The organism is Streptomyces xanthophaeus, from assembly GCF_030440515.1.
Taxonomy (GTDB): domain Bacteria; phylum Actinomycetota; class Actinomycetes; order Streptomycetales; family Streptomycetaceae; genus Streptomyces; species Streptomyces kutzneri.
The window spans coordinates 7,660,077-7,675,204 of record NZ_CP076543.1 but is presented as its reverse complement, the minus strand read 5'-3'; the positions used below and the strand labels follow the sequence as shown (position 1 = coordinate 7,675,204).

Genomic DNA, 15,128 nt, shown 5'->3' with positions numbered 1-15,128 from the left:
GAGGGGGCGCTTTCGTGCATCCGGGCTCAGTCCAGCGGGAGCGCCTGGTGCGCAGCCACGATCGCGTCGATGCGGTGCGCGAGGTCGAAGTCCGCCGCGGTCAGCCGGTTGCCCGCGTCGTGCGTCGTGATCGAGGCCCGCAGGTGGTCGATACGGAGGTCGAGGTCGGCGTGATGCTGAATGCGCCGGGACCGGTCCGCGATGGTGACGATCGCCGCCACCGCAGCGTGGTAGCGGATCTCGTACGTCCGGGTGATCGCATCACCCTCCTGCACCCAGCCCGGCAGCTTCACCAGGCCTTCGGCGATCTCCTCATGCGTCAACGGCTTCGGTACACCCATGTCAGCTCCCCTCGTTCACGGGCGCCAGAACCTCCGCGAGGTCCCGGCCTACCGGGGCATCGTGCCACGGCCGCATGGCCCGCTCCAGAGTCGCCAGTTCACGAAGCATCCGCGCTGACCGGGTCTCGGCCGCGATCTCAGCGGCGGCCCGCGCGATCTCGACAGCCTGCTCCGGCTCCCGGGCGCCGGCGGCCGCCGTGGCATGCCGGGCCAGGTACACACCGCGGTCCCGGCGGGCCGTCTCGGGTACTGCGTCGAGGACCTGCGACCAGAGGCGCTCGGCTTCCCGGCCGAGGCCGAGCCGGCCGTAGCAGGTGGCCCGCTGGACCTCCAGGTAGCCGGGGGTGCGGCGGCAGGCGTTGCCCCAGGGCAGGTCGTCGTCGACGAGGCGGAGGAGCCCTCCGGCGTCGTCGATGAGCTGGTCGACGGCTGTACGGTCGCCGGTGAGGCTGGCGCCGTGGGCCTGCTGCTGCATGGCCATGATCCGCACCTTCGGGAACAGCCGGTCGTCGTCAAGGGCGGCCTCGCACAAGTCGATGACGCCGTGGCCGTCGCCGAGGTCGGTCCGCACGTGGGCGAGGTTGACGAGGCTGTAGCCGATGAGGTGCGGGTCCCGGGACCTGGCTGCTATTTCCTGCGTGATCCCCCGCCAGAATGCTGCCGCGCCGAGGTCGCCGGCGTCCTGGTAGAGCCAGCCGACGAGCGCCGCGTAGGCCGCTCCGACGCGGAGCAGCCCGCGGCGGGTCTCGCCCTGGGCGGACCTGACAAGCTTGTCGATGAGCTGGTACTGGGCAGACACGGTGCCGATGAGGTCGTGCGGCCCAAGGAACATGTCGGCCCGGTAGTGGCCCTCCAACTGCTGCTGAAAATAATCGATGAGCGCGGGGTCGACATGCTGTCTGGCGGTAGGGCCGGGCACGAGCGCGGCCGCGGTGACGTTGACGAAGGTCCTGCGGTTCACGTCTTCCTCTTGTGCCTCGGGACGGATCCAGCCGGCGGGCGCCGTGAATCCCAGCTCCTCGGGCCACCGACCGAGCGCATCATGCAGCACGATCGCGGTCTCTTCCGGCGGCCAGCCGGGCGCACCGCTTTCCCACCGGCGCCACGTGCGCGCGCTGACGGTGAAATGGGCGTTGTCGAGGAACTGCTGGCCGTGCGCCTGTAGCGCGCCGGCGGCCTGCTCGATGCTGCGCCACCCGACCCGGAGTCGGGCGGCCCTGAGCGCGTCGTTGCGGGGGCTCATGGCCCCATTGTGAGGTGTCATCGCGTCTGTCCCCGGCCGTGGCCGCTACGTGGCCGCCGATGGCCACGCGATGGCCTATCTGCCCATGTGCGTGTCACCCCATCATCCTCGTAGGGCCTGGAACTCCGCAGATAAACAGGCCGATACGACCCGCTGACGATGGTAGGGAGCCCCCGGCATGGCCACCCCGCACGACGCGAACCAGCACATCCCTCACCCCTTGCTCAAACGACCGGTGCGCGACATCGCGTCGGGTACCGAGGGCATCCTCATGGCGGTCGTGCACGAGAACGTGGGCACCCTCGGGGACCACTGGGTGGAGATCGCCTACATCCGGCCTGCCGGCGGCGGCGTCGAGCTGTCCACGGCTGTCGCGAACATCGAGGCCGCCCGGTGACGACCGACGACGTCACCTGGCAGCGGGACGCACCGCCCCAGCCCCCGGCACCGTGTTCGTGCGGTGCCATGCCACTGCCGCTCGGCGGCCCCGAGGGCGGAGCCGTGGTCCACGCACCGGCCTGCTCCCGGGGCGGCCGCTACGGGATCTCCTGATCCCGCCCTTTCAACTCCCGCCTCAACGTCCCGCCGGGGCTTCGGGGCGGGTCCACTGCACCATCGGAATCTCACCGAGGAGCAATCTCATGACCGCTGCATGCGCCACCGGCCCGCAGAAGCCGCCTCCGCCCCGCACCCTCCTCACCGACGCGCAGTTCAACGACGTCCGTGCCACCGTTCTGGACAACAACCCGGGCATGGAGCCGGAGATGGCTGGCCGCCTCGTGGTCGAGGCCCTCAAGTTCGTGGCCGCGGCCGCCTTGTTCCCGGCGGTGCGGATCGCTCCGACCGTCGAGGTCGACGAGGGCTGGCACGCCCTCATCCTGCACACGCACCTGTACGCGTCGCTGTGCAGCCGTCTGGGTCGGACGGTCCACCACTACCCGGAGCGGCCCGACAGGTCCCGCCACACCCCGGACGTCCTGACGCGCACGGTCGCTCTGATCGAGCAGGCCGGGTACACGCCGGACGCCGAGCTGTGGGTCGGCTCGAAGCGGTCCCTCGTCACCGTGGCCGCGAAGGCCGAGCACACGCCGATGCCTGGAGGCTGCGGCCCGATCAACCCGGGCAACTGCGCCACCCACGGCGGGGGCGGCGACGGCGACGGCGAATAGGCTCGGCAGCCAAACGGCAGAGAGGCGAGGACATGACTCCGCAGCAGGCCTGCGATGTGCACGAAGCCATGAGGCAGTTTGGTATTCCCGGAGTGGTGGCACCTGAGGCTCCGGATGACCGGGAAGGGAGCTGGCGGGTCTACGACGCCGCCAACCCCTACATGCGTACGGACATCACGGATCACGTCCTCGCCCGCATTGCCGCAGCACGTACCCGACAGCCCGAACGCGGGTTCGTCTTCACGCGCTGATCTGAGACCGCCCCGGCCGACAGTCCCCCCGTCGGCCGGGGCTACTCGCGTACGAGCTCGGCGAGCGGAACTCCGATGATTCGGGCGAGACGTAACCAGACCGTCAGCCGGGCGTCTGAGTGGCCACCCTCCAGACGTACGACCGTTTTCCGGTCGATGCCGGCCATCTCGGCAAGGCGTTCCTGAGAGAGACCCGCAGCTGTGCGGGCTTCGCGGAGGCGTGCACCGATGGCCCGGCGGCGGGCGAGGACCCAGGCGGGTGGTGGATCGGTGTGCACCCGCCAACGCTGTAACGATCTTGATGATTTGTCTGTACCTGGCTGGGTACACCATCACGATCCGATGTACCGACCAATCGGTTGACCGAAAACCATTGCGTAAGTGGCTTGAAGCAACGAGTGTGCTGACAGAGCGACGGACCGACGACCCAGGGTGATACAAAGTGCACGATTTGCCCGACCCGCCGCAGGAGCGGCCGACCCTCACCGCCCCCCAGGCCTACCAGGTCCGCAGAGCCACGCGCGTCCTGGCCGCTGCACGCATCGCCGATCTCGCCCAGCTCACGCTCGACCCGGCCGAATCCATCATCATGATCGAGGGGCTGCGCGGCGCCCTGGACGACACCCTGCGCCTCATTGAAGAGCGCTACGACTGAAGAGCTCAGCCCCCTCGACACTCTTGATCTGCGCAGACTACTATCCGCAACCTATGTGGATCTGAAACATTTTCCTTCGTGCCCGTGCACTATGCCGTCGCCTGGCTCCTGCTGGGAGCGCTGCTGCTGCACGTCGCCGTTCAATGGCCACAGATCCGCGGCCACTTCACCCGCCGCTCCCCCGGCACCCTGGCGCTGCCCGAGGCCGACGGGCCGGACCGGCGGCAGCTACTGGCGGCTGTCGCGGCGGGGGTCGGCGCGGTCACGCTGACCACGGTCGGGCAGTCCGTCACCGCGCTCGGTCCCCTGGAGCTGTTCGCTCCGCGCAGCCCGGCCCACGGTCCGCAGGGGCTGCCGGTGAACCGTACGGCCGCCGCGGCCCGCGTCACTGCGGCCTCGCTGGACGGGTGGCGGCTGACCCTGGCCGGGCCGCGCCCGGCCACCCTCACGCTGGCGGAGCTGCGCGCGCTCCCGCAGCACGAGGTGACCCTGCCCATCGCCTGCGTGGAGGGCTGGAGCAAGTCCGCCCGGTGGACGGGGGTACGGGTACGGGACCTGCTGGAGCGGGCCGGAGGGGGGCCGGACGCACGCTGCCGGGTGGTGTCGCTGGAAGTGGCGGGCGCGTACCGGGTGATGGAGATGGGCCGCCTGTACGCGCAGGACCCGCTCACGCTGCTGGCGCTGCGCCTGAACGGTGAGGTGCTGTCCCTGGACCACGGCTACCCGGCGCGGATCATCGCCCCGAACCGGCCGGGCGTGCTCCAGACCAAGTGGGTCGGCCGACTCGAGGTGGCGTGATGGCCTTCCGGTACGCGGTCGGCGGCTTGGGCCTGGCCGTCATGGCCTTCGGCGGCTTCCTGCTGCTGCGGGAGCCCGAGCCGTGGCGGATCGCCCTGTGGCTCGCGGGCGGCGTCCTCGTGCACGACGGGCTGATCGCCCCGCTGGTCATCGCCGTCGGGGCGCTCTGCGCGGCGGCGGGCCTGCGCCTGCGCGGGGTCCCGCGCGCCGCGCTGGTCGTCGCGGGGTCCCTGACGGTGATCGCCCTGCCGCCGCTCCTGCGCCCTGGTGGCGTGGCCAACGCGTCGGTGCTGCCGCTCGATTACCCACGGAACTGGCTGCTGGCGATGGCCTCGATCGGCGTGCTGGCGGCGGGGTACGCGGGAGCGCGTGCGTGGGCGCGGCGGCGACGCGCGGCGCTTCGGCGCTGACGAGGGAAATGACCGAAGGGGGAGTTGGTGCCGTACCGGCAGCAACTCCCCCTTCTTGCCGTCCTGTCAGCGCCGCAGGTCCACGAAGCAGCGGCCCGCGGCCTGCCAGGTGGCGGCCCGGGTCCAGCCGGCGTCCGCGGCACGGCCGCGCAGGGCGCGGGCGCCGAGCCGGGCCCACCAGAAGGGCGCCCCGTGCCCGCCACGGCCGTCGTCGACGTGGACCTCCACCCGTTCGTCGACGTCGGCGGTGGTCACCTCGACCAGCAAGGAGCCGTCCGGGGCGGCGAGCTGGGCGGCACGGGTCAGCAGAGCGGCCGGGTCGCCGCCGATGCCGATGTTGCCGTCGATCAGCAGGACCGTGCCCCAGCGTCCCTCGCCGGGCAGCGGGTCGAAGACCGACCGGCACAGGGCGCTGCCGCCGGCCCGCGTCGTACGGGCCACGGCCTCGGGGGTGACGTCCACGCCCAGCGCCCGGTGCCCGCGTGCGGCCAGGGTGGCGACGAGGCGTCCGGGGCCGCAGCCGATGTCCAGGACGGGTCCCGCGCAGCGGGCGAGGACGCCCTCGTCCGCCTCGTCCGGTTCGGCGCACCAGCGCTCCACCTCCAGCGGCAGCAGCCAGCCGTCCGCGCGCCGCAGGTAGAGGGGGCCCTGGCCGGCGCGCAGCGCGTCGGCGTAGGGGTCGGCCCGCCAGGCGAGGGCGGGTTCGGCGAGCTGGGCGGTCATCGTGTCACCGTGCGGAGGCCGGAGTGCAGGGCGGCGAAGCGGGTGCCGGGCACGGCAGCGGCGACCCGCGCCGCGTCGGCCGGGGTGTCGACGTCGCACAGCTCGGGCAGGTCCCGTACCGCCCGCCCCGAGGCGGTCAGCCGGCCGCGCTGCAGTTCGCCCGTGGTGGGCAGGGACATCGGTACGCCGAGGAACAGGGCCGGGTCGGGCTCGGCGAGGCCGAGCGCCCAGAACCCGCCGTCGTCGGCGGGGCCGAACCAGGCGTCCGTCTCGCTGAAATCGAGGCCGCGGGCGAGGAGGTCCGGGGTGACCTGCGGGGTGTCCATGCCGATGAGCAGGGCCGGTCCGGCGGCCCGGTCGAAGGCCGCGGCCAGCCGGGCGTCGAGACCGCCGGCGCACTGCGGCACGACCTCGATGCCGTGGGGCAGCCAGGGACCGGGCGCTCCGTCGAGTACGAGAACGCGCCGCCGGGCCGGGGTGTCGAGTACGGCGGCCAGGGTGTCCTGGAGCGCGGCGCGCGCCAGCCCGGCCGCCTGCTCGGGGGTGAAGTGCGGGGTCAGGCGGGTCTTGACCCGGCCTGCGACGGGGGCCTTGGCGATGACGAGGAGGGTGCTCATGCGGAAACCCCCTTGCCGGGCGCGGAGCGGCCGCCCGGCGGCTCGGCGAGCACCTCGCTCATGTCCCGTACCGCCTGCCAGGTGCCCCGCCAGGTTCCGGTGACCTTGGACTTCCCGGAGCGGGGCAGGTAGGGGACGTCGGTCTCGGCGACGCGCCATCCGGCGTCGGCGGCCCGGACGACCATCTGGAGCGGGTAGCCGCTGCGCCGGTCGGTCAGTTCCAGGCCGAGCAGCGCCTCGCGGCGCGCGACCCGCATCGGTCCGAGGTCGTGCAGGCGCAGTCCGGTACGGCGGCGCAGCATCCGCGCCAGCGCGAGGTTCCCGGCACGGGCGTGCACGGGCCAGGCACCACGGCCCTGCGGGCGGCGGCGGCCGAGCAGCAGGTCGGTCTCGCCCGCGGCGACGCTCGCCGCCATGCCGGCGAGCAGCCCGGGGTCCATGGAGGCGTCGCAGTCGCAGAAGCAGACCAGGTCGGCGCGGGCCGCGAGGAGCCCGGCGTGGCAGGCGGCGCCGAAACCGCGCCGGTCCTCGTGCACGACGGTGGCACCCAGGCTGCGGGCGATCTCCGCCGAGCCGTCGGTCGAGCCGTTGTCGACGACGATGGCGCGCCATCCGGCCGGCACACGGGCCAGCACCCAGGGAAGCGCCTGCGCCTCGTCGAGGCACGGCAGTACGAGGTCCGCGCGGGGCGGAGCACAAGCTGATGAAGTCACCCTCCACACCGTAGGAATCGGGAGCGGGGAAAAGGGGCCCGCAGACCTTACGAAACGCGGACGCCGTTCCGCGGGAAGGGGGTCCGCGCCACACCCGGGTGCGGGCAGGTGGCAGCCTGGGGTCATGGCAGTGAGCAATGTGGACAGTACGAACGAAGGGCCCGGCGGCGCCCAGGGCAGTGTTCTGGTCGTCGACGACGATCCGACCGTCTCGGAAGTGGTGGCCGGGTACCTGGAGCGGGCCGGATTCACGGTGCTCCTGGCGGCGGACGGTCCGGCCGGCCTGCGTGCGGCCGAGGAGCACCGCCCCGACCTGATGGTCCTGGACCTGATGCTCCCCGGGATGGACGGCCTGGAGGTCTGCCGCCGGCTGCGCGCCGGGGAGAACGGCGGGCGGCCCGTCCCCGTCATCATGCTCACCGCGCGCGGCGACGAGGACGACCGGATCCTGGGCCTGGAGGTGGGCGCGGACGACTACGTGACCAAGCCTTTCAGCCCGCGGGAGCTCGTGCTGCGGGTGCGCTCCGTACTGCGCCGGGCGCAGGCCGGTACCCCGGCCGGTGGCCAGGAGGGCGGTCCGCGGCTCGCGGTGGCGGGCCTGGTGCTGGACCCGGCGGCCCGCCGGGTCCACAAGGAGGGCCGGGAACTCGCGCTCACCCTGCGGGAGTTCGATCTCCTCGCCTACTTCCTGCGCCACCCCGGCCAGGTCTGCGACCGGGAGCGGCTGATGCGCGAGGTCTGGGGCTGGGACTTCGGCGACCTGTCGACGGTCACCGTGCACATCCGGCGGCTCCGCGGCAAGATCGAGGACGATCCGGGGAGCCCTCAGCTGATCCGGACCGTCTGGGGCGCCGGCTACCGCTTCGAGCCGGCCCCGGACACCGCGGCCGAGCACGCCTTCCGGACGGAGGACGGCCATGCGTGACTTTCTGCTGATCGCCCTGTACGCGCTCCTCGGCGCGGGTGCCGCCGGGCTGCTCGGGGCCGTGGCGCTGCGGATACTGCGCCGGCGCAGCGTCGCCGTGTCCCTCGCGATCGTCGCCGCGGTCGCCGTGTCCGCGATGCTCGCCGGAACGCTGACCGTGGCGTGGGCGATGTTCCTGTCCTCCCACGACCTGGTCGTCGTGACGATGGTCGTCGCGACGGCCGCGGCCGTCTCGATGGCCACCGCGCTGCTGCTGGGCCGCCAGGTCGTCCGGCGCTGCCGGGAACTCGTCGGCGCGGCCCGGGTCTTCGGGGAGGAGGGTACGTTCGCGGCGCCGACCGTGCCCGCTCCCGCCGAATTGACGGCACTGAGCGACGAACTGGCCCTCACCAGCGAACGGCTGGCCGCGTCGCGCGAGCGCGAGCGGGCCCTGGAGGCCTCGCGGCGCGAGCTCGTGGCCTGGATCTCGCACGATCTGCGCACCCCGCTGGCCGGGCTGCGCGCCATGTCGGAGGCGCTGGAGGACGGCATGGCGGCCGATCCCGCCCGCTACCACCGGCAGATCCGTACCGAGGTCGACCGCCTCAACTCCATGGTCGGCGACCTCTTCGAGCTCTCCCGCATCCACGCGGGCGCACTGTCCCTCACCCTGACCCGGATGTCCCTCCACGACCTGGTGGGCGACGCCCTGGCCGGCACCGACGCGCTCGCCCGCGAGCACGGTGTACGGCTGGTCGGCGAGGGGGTCGCCTCGCTGCCGGTGGAGGTGGACGGCAAGGAGATGACCCGGGTGCTGTCCAACCTCCTGGTCAACGCCATCCGCCACACACCGGCCGACGGGACGGTCGCGATCGCCGCCGAACGCCGCGCGGACTCCGTGGTGCTCTCGGTCACCGATGCCTGCGGAGGCATCCCCGAGGAGGACCTCCCGCGCGTCTTCGACACGGGCTGGCGCGGCACCCCCGCCCGCACCCCTCCCTCGGGTGCGGGCCTGGGCCTGGCGATCGTCCGGGGAATCGTCGAGGCCCACGCGGGTCACGCGAACGTCCACAACGTCTCCGGCGGCTGCCGCTTCGAACTGACCCTGCCGGCCGCCGCCGGCTAGGCCGTCTCTTTCGGATCTTGCCGGTTAAGCCCGCGTCGTCTGGTGCCGTGCCTCGCAAGGCGGAGGGGCGCCCGAGTACTGGACGTACTTGGGTGCTCCGACAACGCGGCGAGGTGCGGTGCCAGGCGGCGAGGGTCAGGCAAGATCCGAAAGAGACGGCTAGGGGCAGCGGATCTGCGGGGCTCGGTCAGTAGAACATCCAGGCCGGGGTCAGGTTGCCGTTGATCGTGAACATCACTTCCCCGGCCAGACACGGAGGGTCCTGGTTCGCGACGGCGGCGGCCTGGGTGGGGTCTCCGTAGTTGCCCATCCAGCGCCATTGCTTGAGTGCTTTCTTCCCGGCGATGCGCTGCTTGATCTCGACCCCTTCCTCCACGGAAAGGATTCGGTCGACCGCGATCTCCTCGTTCTTCTTCTCCATGCCGTTCCTCCTGCTGTGGTAGCTGAACGTAGCGGGCGATTACAGAATGTATCCATCCGCACCGATGTGCTAGCCCTGTGGACGGCGTGTCGGCCGGGGGCGTGCAAGGTCCACCGCATCGGCCGTGCGGGCCCCGGCCTCCGGCGCGCGGGCGGCCGTCGCCGCCAGCAACTGGCGCAGCACCGGTCCGGGAGGCCCCGGCAGCACCGCCAGGTAGGTGATCAGGACCGGCCGGGTCAGCGGCCGGATCGCGGTGCGCGGGAGCTTCGGCAGCGGCCCCACCTCGTAGAACACCGTCCAGGACGGGTCCAGAGGGCTCTCGCCGATCGAGGTGAGCGTGGCGAGCAGGTCGGTGAAGGGCGGCCCGGCCGGCGCTCCGGCCAGCGGGGAGACCAGGTCGTGGAAGGGCGGGTTGGCCTCCCGAGCGGCCAGCCGCAGCGGAAGGTGTGCCAGCTGCTCGGGGCCCAGCTCCGCGGCCCGGGCCAGCGGATGCCCGCCCGGAAGCGCCGCGTACAGCCGGTCCCGCCACAGCGGCAGCAGTTCCAGGCCGGGGGCCTCGGGGAGGGCCCGGACCAGTGCCGCGTCCAGCTCCCCGGAACGCACCGCCGCGAGCCGTTCGGTCACCGGCAGCCGCACCGGCCGTACCTGGAGCCCGGGCGCGCGGGCCGCGAGCTCCTCCAGCAGTCGGTGGACCCGGTCCCCCGGCCCTTGCACCGTGCCCAGCCTGAGCACACCGCTCGCGCCCGCCGCGACCTCGGCGGCCACCTCCCGGGTGCGGGCGGCCGCGGCGAGCACCGCCCGCGCCTCCGGGAGCAGCCGCTCCCCGGCGCCGGTGAGGCCCACCCGGCGGGTGGTGCGGGTGAAGAGAACCAGGCCCAGTTCCCGCTCCAGCAGGCCGATCTGGCGGCTCACCGCGGACTGGACGGTGTGGAGTCGCTCGGCGGCCCGGCCGAAGCCCCCTTCCTCGGTGACCGCCACGAAATAGCGCAGCTGACGCAGTTCCATCCGCGGCCCTCCCCGCCCCGACCCATCACGATCGGAGATGACTGTACGTGCGGAACGGCGCTGGTTCGGCGGCTGTCGACCTGCTCGAATGGAGCGGTCGGCACGACGGACGGAAGCGGAAGCGGCGGAGGGACAGCGGATGGGACAGAGCCGGGGACAGAGCGCGGGCACGGCGCTCGTGGTGCGGGCGGCGGACGCCGAGGAGGTGCCGCTGCCCCGCTCGGGAGCCTTCCGGCTGCTGGCCGACGGTGGCGCGGCCGGGGTGAACAGGCTCCGCCTGGGCGCGGGTTCGGCCGGAGCACCGCGGCACTTCCACACCCGGTCCACCGAGCTCTTCTACGTGCTCGGCGGGGCCGCGGACTTCCTGCTCGGCACCGAGTCCGTGCGGGTGGCGGAGGGCGGGCTGGTCCTCGTACCGCCCGGGCTGACGCATGCGTTCGGCCCGGCGCCGGGCGGGGGCGCCGAACTCCTCGTCGTGCTGACCCCCGGGGTGGAGCGCTTCGGCTACTTCCGGACGCTGGGGCGCATCCAGCACGGCCTGGCGGGGTTCGAGGAACTGCTGCCCCATCAGGACCGCTACGACGTCCACTTCCCCGGGGCCTGAGGCCGGGCGGGGCGGTGCCGGTCCCGGCCGTCCCGACCCTCGTGACGGTCGTGACGGTCGTGGCCGGGAGCGGCACCGGAGCGTCAGCCCACCTTCCAGACGACCTCGGCCGCGGTGCCGGTCTCGTGGCTCGGGGAGCGGTTGTCGCGGTCACCCTGGAAGCCGACGAACGCGGGCTGCACGTTCTCCGGAACCAGGTAGATCTCGCAGGTGGTGACGGACTTGCCGGCGGCCAGGGGCAGCTCGGACTCGGAAACCTCCTGGCAGGGCTCGAACTTGGCTCCCCAGGCGGGGGCGAAGAAGTACGCGCGCTGCTGGTCGGTGCCGTGCAGCAGCAGCTTGAAGTTGAAGCTGCCCGTGTCCGGCGCACCGCCCTTGTGCGTGTAGGTGGTGGTCACGTAGTAGGGCGTCTTGCCCTCCAGCAGCCCGACGCCGAGCTTTTCCACCGCGGCCTTGTCCCCCTTGACGACCGAGACAGGGGTGACGCTCAGCTGGGTCTTGGCCTGGTCCGGGAAATGGGTCTCGGACACGTCCGCCGGCGACTTCAGGGCGAGCGGCTCGGCGAACGTCCCCTTCTGCGTGGCGGCGGGGCCGGCGTCGTCCTCGGGCCCGCATGCGGTGAGCGCCAGGGCGGTCAGCGCAAGTGGCACGGCAGTGCGGAGCAGACGGTTGGTCAGCATGATGTGGATCCCCCGAGGTTCGCTGGCTACAGTGCCCGGCGGCGCCCCCGGCGCCGACAGGCAGGGCGACTCTATCCCCTCGGATGATCAAGGTCTGCCACGCCTGTGTCACGGTCCCGTCGCAAGGGAAACGGCCTGGCCCGTGGCCAGTTCGGCCATGCCCGCGGCGAAGGGGACGGCCGGGCGCCAGCCCAGCTCGTGGCGCAGGCGCGCCGAGTCGGCCGTGATGTGCCGGACGTCGCCGAGCCGGTACTCGCCCGTGACGACCGGGGCCGGGCCACCGCACGCGGCTGCCAGCGCCGCGGCCATGTCGCCGACGGTCCGCGGGTCGCCACTGCCGACGTTGTACGCACTGAAGCCCACGGTTCCGGCCCCGGCCCCCATGCCCGCGTCCGCGTCCGTGCCCACCCGGGCCAGAGCATCCAGCGCCACCGCGTTGGCCGCTGCCACGTCCCGCACGTGGACGAAGTCCCGGCGCTGTCCGCCGTCCTCGAAGACGCGCGGCGCCTCGCCCCGCGCGAGCGAGGACGTGAACAGCGCCGCCACCCCCGCGTACGGGGTGTCGCGGGGCATCCCCGGCCCGTACACGTTGTGGTAGCGCAGCGAGACGACGCGTCCTCCCGTGGCCCGGGCCCAGGAGGACGCGAGGTGTTCCTGGGCGAGCTTGGTCGTGGCGTAGACGTTCCGGGGGTCCGTCGGGGCGTCCTCCGTCACCAGCCCCGGCGCCAGGTCGGCGCCGCAGACCGGGCAGCGCGGCTCGAACCGCCCGGCCCGCAGATCGCTCTCGGCGCGCGGGCCGGGCCGGACCGTGCCGTGGGCGGGGCACTCGTAGCGTCCCTCGCCGTAGACGACCATCGACCCGGCGAGCAGCAGCCGCGGTACCCGCGCCCGCGCCATCTCGGCCAGCAGCACCGCGGTGCCCAGGTCGTTGGCCGACACGTAGCCCGGCGCATCCCCGAAGTCCTTCCCGAGCCCCACCCTGGCGGCCTGGTGACAGACCGCGTCCATGCCTGCCAGCGCCTGCGCGACGGCATCCGGGTCCCGCACGTCCCTCCCGTCCCCGGCCAGGTCGAAGACCACCGGCTCATGGCCGCGGCCGATCAGCTCGGCGACGATGTGCGAGCCGATGAAGCCCGCGCCTCCAGTCACAAGTACGCGCATGCCCCGACGCTATGCCGCGCACGGCCCGGCGCGGCGCGTACCGGGCCGCACGTCACGGTTCCGTAAGGACCCGGACGGCGGCGTACATGGCCGGTCAGCGCACGGGACCCGACAGCGGTGCGGGGAGCGCCGGCATGACCGGGGGCAGTACGCGCGCGTCGGCCGGAGCCTCGGCCGACGGGGTCTGGGAGGACGGGGCCGGGTCCGGGGTGCGCGGCGCGGTGGTGCCGCACAGGGCCCGGTCGCGGTAGTCCCGCAGCGCGGCGTCCGCCGGATGCGGGTCGAAGTCGGTGCCGGCCGCGTTGAGACGCTGGTACTTCATCAGGTTGTACCCGACGGCGAACTGACGGCTGCCGTCCGGGCTGGACAGGGCCCAGGTCCCGGCGCCCCAGACTCCCCCGTCGTGGCCCCAGGCCGGACCGCACGGCGTGTCGACGGAGTAGATGCCGAGGCCGTAGTGCATGAGCACGGCGCCCGTCTTCTTGTCCTTGACGTCGAAGGTGGTGCGCATCTGGTCCAGCTGGCGGCGCGGCAGGAGGTCGCCGCCCAGCAGAGCGCGGTAGAAGGTGTTGAGGTCCTGCGGGGTGGAGACGAGGGCCCCGGCGGTGCCGGCCCAGGTCATGTTGTAGTCGCTGTAGTCGCGCGGGGGGTCGATGAGCCCGTAGAAGCTCTCGTACATACGGGCGTGCGCGCCGCGGATGCGGGGGTCGGTCCCGGGGAAGTAGGTGTCGCGCAGCCCCGCGCGCCGGATCACGTCCCGTGTGATCACCTGCTCCGGGTCCTGGCCGGTCACCTTGCGGAGCACCTCGCCGAGCAGCACGTAGTTGGTGTTGGAGTAGGACCAGTCGGTGCCGGGTTCGAACCGCTGCGGCCTGGCCACCCCGTAGCCGATCAGCTCGGCGGGCTTGATCGTGCGGTACCGGTGCTCGTCGAGGCTCTCCGTGGTCCCCTTCAGGAGGGAGGGGAAGGCATCGCCTATGTAGTCATGGATGCCGCTGGTGTGGTTCAGGAGCATGCGTACGGTCACCTTGCGGCCGCGCTCGCCGGGCAGCAGCTCGGGCACGTAGTCCCCGACCGGCCGGTCCAGGTCCACCCGGCCCTTCGCGGACTGCTGGAGGACGGCCACGGCGGTGAACGTCTTGGTGACGCTGCCGACGCGGTGCCGGAGGTCGGGCCGGACCTTGCGCCCGGTGTCGACGTCGGCGAGGCCGGCGGCGCCGTCGAAGCGCTCGCGGCCGTCGCGGACCCCGGAGTGGACGCCGTACACGCCCGCCTCCTGGATCGCGTTCAGCCCCGCCTGCAGCTGCGTCCGGTCGAGGCGCCGGCCGGCGTCCCTGCCGTAGGCGCTCGGCACATCCTGGACGGCGGCGCTCGCGGCCGGCGCGAGGCCCGCCAGCAGGGCCATGGCGACGGCGGTGGCCGAGGCGGCGCGGCGCAGTCGCGGTGCGGGTCGGTCGGCAGGACGGGTGTGGGGCACGGCGGCTCCTCGTCGGTGGCCCGGTGGGGCCCGGCGATCTCGGTCCCTTCAATTGTTCGTTCCCGGCCCGCGCCGCTACCTCCTCCGCCCGGACGAACCGGGCATCAACCTCCGGACTGAGAAGCACCTTGACAGGCCATTACATTTGTCACGTCACGCTCCCGGGCCCCGTGCGCCGTCCGGTGCGGCACCCACCGGCCCGCACACCCCCTGACCTGCGGACTGTGACTCCGCCCACCCTCCCTTGACCGGAGAAGGAAGGGCTACCTAACTTCGATGTATGGCCCCCCACGACCCCACCCCTCCCTCCGACGCCTCCGGTACCCCCGGTACCCCTGGTGCCTCCGACGCGTCCGAGCTGGTCGATTTCGCCGTCGACCTCACCTCGCAGGAGGTGCTCCGGCGCGCCCAGGTCATGGCTGCCCTCGGCCCGGACTGGGATCCGCTGGAGGTGCTCCTCGGCGAGGAGGCCGCGTACGACCTGCTCTATTCCGGGCTCGACCCGGAGCAGCAGCGCCTCTACGACGACCTGGTGGCGGCCGGTGTGCTGCCCCCGCGCGGAGACGGCCGTGCTGCCGCTTGACCCGCAGGCCGACCCCGGGCGCCGCGCCTGGGTGGCCTGCCCGAAGTGTGCGGACGCGCGCGGCTGCGAACCCTGCGAGCAGCGGCGCACCTGTTCCACGCACTGGCGCTACCTGCTCACCAACACCGGCAGCATGCTCCACCTCCAGTGCCCCGGGTGCACCCACGTCTGGGTGCACGAGAGCGGCTTCGGAGCCACCCGCTCCCTGTGGGACCGCGGCACGGGCGCCCGACCCGACTTCTGACCG

General features: G+C 72.9%; 22 protein-coding genes and 1 pseudogene. 12 read left to right on the top strand and 11 right to left on the bottom strand.

The window, feature by feature from the left end; translation table 11 throughout:
• Positions 1-26 precede the first annotated feature (26 nt).
• Positions 27-341, bottom strand: coding sequence for a 4a-hydroxytetrahydrobiopterin dehydratase (locus tag KO717_RS34375; RefSeq protein ID WP_301373449.1), 315 nt, complete (start codon positions 339-341; stop codon positions 27-29).
• Position 342: 1 nt separating this feature from the next.
• Complete coding sequence (locus KO717_RS34370; RefSeq protein WP_301373447.1) at positions 343-1,584, bottom strand: Twin-arginine translocation pathway signal; 1,242 nt, start codon at positions 1,582-1,584, stop codon at positions 343-345.
• A 178-nt stretch (positions 1,585-1,762) separates the two neighbouring features.
• Between KO717_RS34370 and KO717_RS34365 the strand changes: the two genes are divergently transcribed.
• The 4 genes from KO717_RS34365 to KO717_RS34350 all read left to right on the top strand — a co-directional run bounded on the left by KO717_RS34365 (position 1,763) and on the right by KO717_RS34350 (position 3,004).
• Positions 1,763-1,981: a hypothetical protein gene (locus tag KO717_RS34365; protein ID WP_301373446.1), complete on the top strand. Its 219-nt coding sequence runs from the start codon at positions 1,763-1,765 to the stop codon at positions 1,979-1,981.
• Positions 1,978-2,136 (top strand): hypothetical protein, encoded by a 159-nt coding sequence (locus KO717_RS34360; RefSeq protein WP_301373445.1) that lies wholly within the window; start codon positions 1,978-1,980, stop codon positions 2,134-2,136. The genes KO717_RS34365 and KO717_RS34360 overlap by 4 nt, the downstream gene beginning before the upstream one ends.
• 89 nt (positions 2,137-2,225) lie before the next feature.
• Entirely contained in the window at positions 2,226-2,753 is a 528-nt protein-coding gene (locus KO717_RS34355) for a glycine-rich domain-containing protein (RefSeq protein ID WP_301373444.1), read from the top strand.
• A 32-nt stretch (positions 2,754-2,785) separates the two neighbouring features.
• Positions 2,786-3,004: a hypothetical protein gene (locus KO717_RS34350; RefSeq protein ID WP_301373443.1), complete on the top strand. Its 219-nt coding sequence runs from the start codon at positions 2,786-2,788 to the stop codon at positions 3,002-3,004.
• A gap of 41 nt (positions 3,005-3,045) precedes the next feature.
• Here the strand turns inward: KO717_RS34350 and KO717_RS34345 are convergent, their stop codons facing one another.
• The gene (locus tag KO717_RS34345) at positions 3,046-3,282 is read right to left on the bottom strand and encodes a helix-turn-helix transcriptional regulator (RefSeq protein WP_301373442.1); all 237 of its coding nucleotides are present in this window, start codon (positions 3,280-3,282) and stop codon (positions 3,046-3,048) included.
• A gap of 164 nt (positions 3,283-3,446) precedes the next feature.
• Here KO717_RS34345 and KO717_RS34340 point away from each other — a divergent pair, with 164 nt between their 5' ends.
• The 3 genes and pseudogenes from KO717_RS34340 (at position 3,447) to KO717_RS34330 (ending at position 4,867) form a co-directional block, all read left to right on the top strand.
• Positions 3,447-3,659, top strand: coding sequence for a hypothetical protein (locus KO717_RS34340; protein WP_301373440.1), 213 nt, complete (start codon positions 3,447-3,449; stop codon positions 3,657-3,659).
• 69 nt (positions 3,660-3,728) lie between these two features.
• Positions 3,729-4,457 (top strand): annotated as a pseudogene (locus KO717_RS34335) (molybdopterin-dependent oxidoreductase); the annotation flags it as partial.
• Positions 4,457-4,867, top strand: a complete 411-nt coding sequence (locus KO717_RS34330) for a hypothetical protein (RefSeq protein WP_301373438.1) — start codon at positions 4,457-4,459, stop codon at positions 4,865-4,867. The pseudogene KO717_RS34335 and the gene KO717_RS34330, both read left to right, overlap by 1 nt.
• A gap of 66 nt (positions 4,868-4,933) precedes the next feature.
• Here KO717_RS34330 and KO717_RS34325 read toward each other — a convergent pair whose 3' ends face one another.
• Genes KO717_RS34325 through KO717_RS34315 form a run of 3 tightly spaced genes read right to left on the bottom strand, consistent with a single transcriptional unit; the run spans position 4,934 to position 6,920 of the window.
• Positions 4,934-5,590, bottom strand: coding sequence for a class I SAM-dependent methyltransferase (locus tag KO717_RS34325; protein WP_301373436.1), 657 nt, complete (start codon positions 5,588-5,590; stop codon positions 4,934-4,936).
• Complete coding sequence (locus KO717_RS34320) at positions 5,587-6,207, bottom strand: TIGR04282 family arsenosugar biosynthesis glycosyltransferase (RefSeq protein ID WP_301373434.1); 621 nt, start codon at positions 6,205-6,207, stop codon at positions 5,587-5,589. The genes KO717_RS34325 and KO717_RS34320 overlap by 4 nt, the downstream gene beginning before the upstream one ends.
• On the bottom strand, positions 6,204-6,920 hold the full coding sequence (locus KO717_RS34315; RefSeq protein ID WP_301373432.1) for a glycosyltransferase family 2 protein: 717 nt from the start codon (positions 6,918-6,920) through the stop codon (positions 6,204-6,206). The genes KO717_RS34320 and KO717_RS34315 overlap by 4 nt, the downstream gene beginning before the upstream one ends.
• A 124-nt stretch (positions 6,921-7,044) precedes the next feature.
• Between KO717_RS34315 and KO717_RS34310 the strand changes: the two genes are divergently transcribed.
• Positions 7,045-7,845, top strand: coding sequence for a response regulator transcription factor (locus KO717_RS34310; protein WP_301373429.1), 801 nt, complete (start codon positions 7,045-7,047; stop codon positions 7,843-7,845).
• On the top strand, positions 7,838-8,950 hold the full coding sequence (locus tag KO717_RS34305; RefSeq protein ID WP_301373427.1) for a sensor histidine kinase: 1,113 nt from the start codon (positions 7,838-7,840) through the stop codon (positions 8,948-8,950). Before KO717_RS34310 ends, KO717_RS34305 begins: the two co-directional genes overlap by 8 nt.
• Positions 8,951-9,137: 187 nt before the next feature.
• Here the strand turns inward: KO717_RS34305 and KO717_RS34300 are convergent, their stop codons facing one another.
• Positions 9,138-9,371, bottom strand: coding sequence for a hypothetical protein (locus tag KO717_RS34300; protein WP_301373425.1), 234 nt, complete (start codon positions 9,369-9,371; stop codon positions 9,138-9,140).
• Positions 9,372-9,440: 69 nt separating this feature from the next.
• The gene (locus KO717_RS34295) at positions 9,441-10,376 is read right to left on the bottom strand and encodes a LysR family transcriptional regulator (protein WP_301373423.1); all 936 of its coding nucleotides are present in this window, start codon (positions 10,374-10,376) and stop codon (positions 9,441-9,443) included.
• Positions 10,377-10,515: 139 nt separating this feature from the next.
• Here KO717_RS34295 and KO717_RS34290 point away from each other — a divergent pair, with 139 nt between their 5' ends.
• A complete protein-coding gene (locus tag KO717_RS34290) occupies positions 10,516-10,980 on the top strand; it encodes a cupin domain-containing protein (RefSeq protein ID WP_301373422.1) in 465 nt (154 codons plus the stop codon).
• Between the two features lie 83 nt (positions 10,981-11,063).
• Here KO717_RS34290 and KO717_RS34285 read toward each other — a convergent pair whose 3' ends face one another.
• From KO717_RS34285 to KO717_RS34275, 3 genes are all read right to left on the bottom strand, one after another.
• Positions 11,064-11,660 carry a hypothetical protein gene (locus KO717_RS34285; protein ID WP_301373421.1) on the bottom strand — a complete coding sequence of 199 codons (597 nt, stop codon included), beginning with the start codon at positions 11,658-11,660 and terminating at the stop codon, positions 11,064-11,066.
• Positions 11,661-11,768: 108 nt separating this feature from the next.
• A complete protein-coding gene (locus tag KO717_RS34280) occupies positions 11,769-12,821 on the bottom strand; it encodes an NAD-dependent epimerase/dehydratase family protein (protein WP_301373420.1) in 1,053 nt (350 codons plus the stop codon).
• A 94-nt stretch (positions 12,822-12,915) separates the two neighbouring features.
• On the bottom strand, positions 12,916-14,226 hold the full coding sequence (locus KO717_RS34275; RefSeq protein ID WP_437184669.1) for a serine hydrolase domain-containing protein: 1,311 nt from the start codon (positions 14,224-14,226) through the stop codon (positions 12,916-12,918).
• 352 nt (positions 14,227-14,578) lie between these two features.
• Here KO717_RS34275 and KO717_RS34270 point away from each other — a divergent pair, with 352 nt between their 5' ends.
• Positions 14,579-14,881, top strand: a complete 303-nt coding sequence (locus tag KO717_RS34270; protein ID WP_301373417.1) for a DUF6400 family protein — start codon at positions 14,579-14,581, stop codon at positions 14,879-14,881.
• Positions 14,868-15,125, top strand: coding sequence for a hypothetical protein (locus tag KO717_RS34265; RefSeq protein WP_301373415.1), 258 nt, complete (start codon positions 14,868-14,870; stop codon positions 15,123-15,125). Before KO717_RS34270 ends, KO717_RS34265 begins: the two co-directional genes overlap by 14 nt.
• Positions 15,126-15,128 lie beyond the last annotated feature (3 nt).

Excerpts from the sequence above, each read along its gene's own strand:
- KO717_RS34375 (WP_301373449.1), bottom strand. The coding sequence starts at position 341 with ATGGGTGTACCGAAGCCGTTGACGCATGAGGAGATCGCCGAAGGCCTG.
- KO717_RS34370 (WP_301373447.1), bottom strand. The coding sequence starts at position 1,584 with ATGAGCCCCCGCAACGACGCGCTCAGGGCCGCCCGACTCCGGGTCGGG.
- KO717_RS34365 (WP_301373446.1), top strand. The coding sequence starts at position 1,763 with ATGGCCACCCCGCACGACGCGAACCAGCACATCCCTCACCCCTTGCTC.
- KO717_RS34355 (WP_301373444.1), top strand. The coding sequence starts at position 2,226 with ATGACCGCTGCATGCGCCACCGGCCCGCAGAAGCCGCCTCCGCCCCGC.
- KO717_RS34350 (WP_301373443.1), top strand. The coding sequence starts at position 2,786 with ATGACTCCGCAGCAGGCCTGCGATGTGCACGAAGCCATGAGGCAGTTT.
- KO717_RS34330 (WP_301373438.1), top strand. The coding sequence starts at position 4,457 with ATGGCCTTCCGGTACGCGGTCGGCGGCTTGGGCCTGGCCGTCATGGCC.
- KO717_RS34325 (WP_301373436.1), bottom strand. The coding sequence starts at position 5,590 with ATGACCGCCCAGCTCGCCGAACCCGCCCTCGCCTGGCGGGCCGACCCC.
- KO717_RS34320 (WP_301373434.1), bottom strand. The coding sequence starts at position 6,207 with ATGAGCACCCTCCTCGTCATCGCCAAGGCCCCCGTCGCAGGCCGGGTC.
- KO717_RS34310 (WP_301373429.1), top strand. The coding sequence starts at position 7,045 with ATGGCAGTGAGCAATGTGGACAGTACGAACGAAGGGCCCGGCGGCGCC.
- KO717_RS34305 (WP_301373427.1), top strand. The coding sequence starts at position 7,838 with ATGCGTGACTTTCTGCTGATCGCCCTGTACGCGCTCCTCGGCGCGGGT.
- KO717_RS34300 (WP_301373425.1), bottom strand. The coding sequence starts at position 9,371 with ATGGAGAAGAAGAACGAGGAGATCGCGGTCGACCGAATCCTTTCCGTG.
- KO717_RS34295 (WP_301373423.1), bottom strand. The coding sequence starts at position 10,376 with ATGGAACTGCGTCAGCTGCGCTATTTCGTGGCGGTCACCGAGGAAGGG.
- KO717_RS34290 (WP_301373422.1), top strand. The coding sequence starts at position 10,516 with ATGGGACAGAGCCGGGGACAGAGCGCGGGCACGGCGCTCGTGGTGCGG.
- KO717_RS34285 (WP_301373421.1), bottom strand. The coding sequence starts at position 11,660 with ATGCTGACCAACCGTCTGCTCCGCACTGCCGTGCCACTTGCGCTGACC.
- KO717_RS34280 (WP_301373420.1), bottom strand. The coding sequence starts at position 12,821 with ATGCGCGTACTTGTGACTGGAGGCGCGGGCTTCATCGGCTCGCACATC.
- KO717_RS34275 (WP_437184669.1), bottom strand. The coding sequence starts at position 14,226 with ATGGCCCTGCTGGCGGGCCTCGCGCCGGCCGCGAGCGCCGCCGTCCAG.
- KO717_RS34270 (WP_301373417.1), top strand. The coding sequence starts at position 14,579 with ATGGCCCCCCACGACCCCACCCCTCCCTCCGACGCCTCCGGTACCCCC.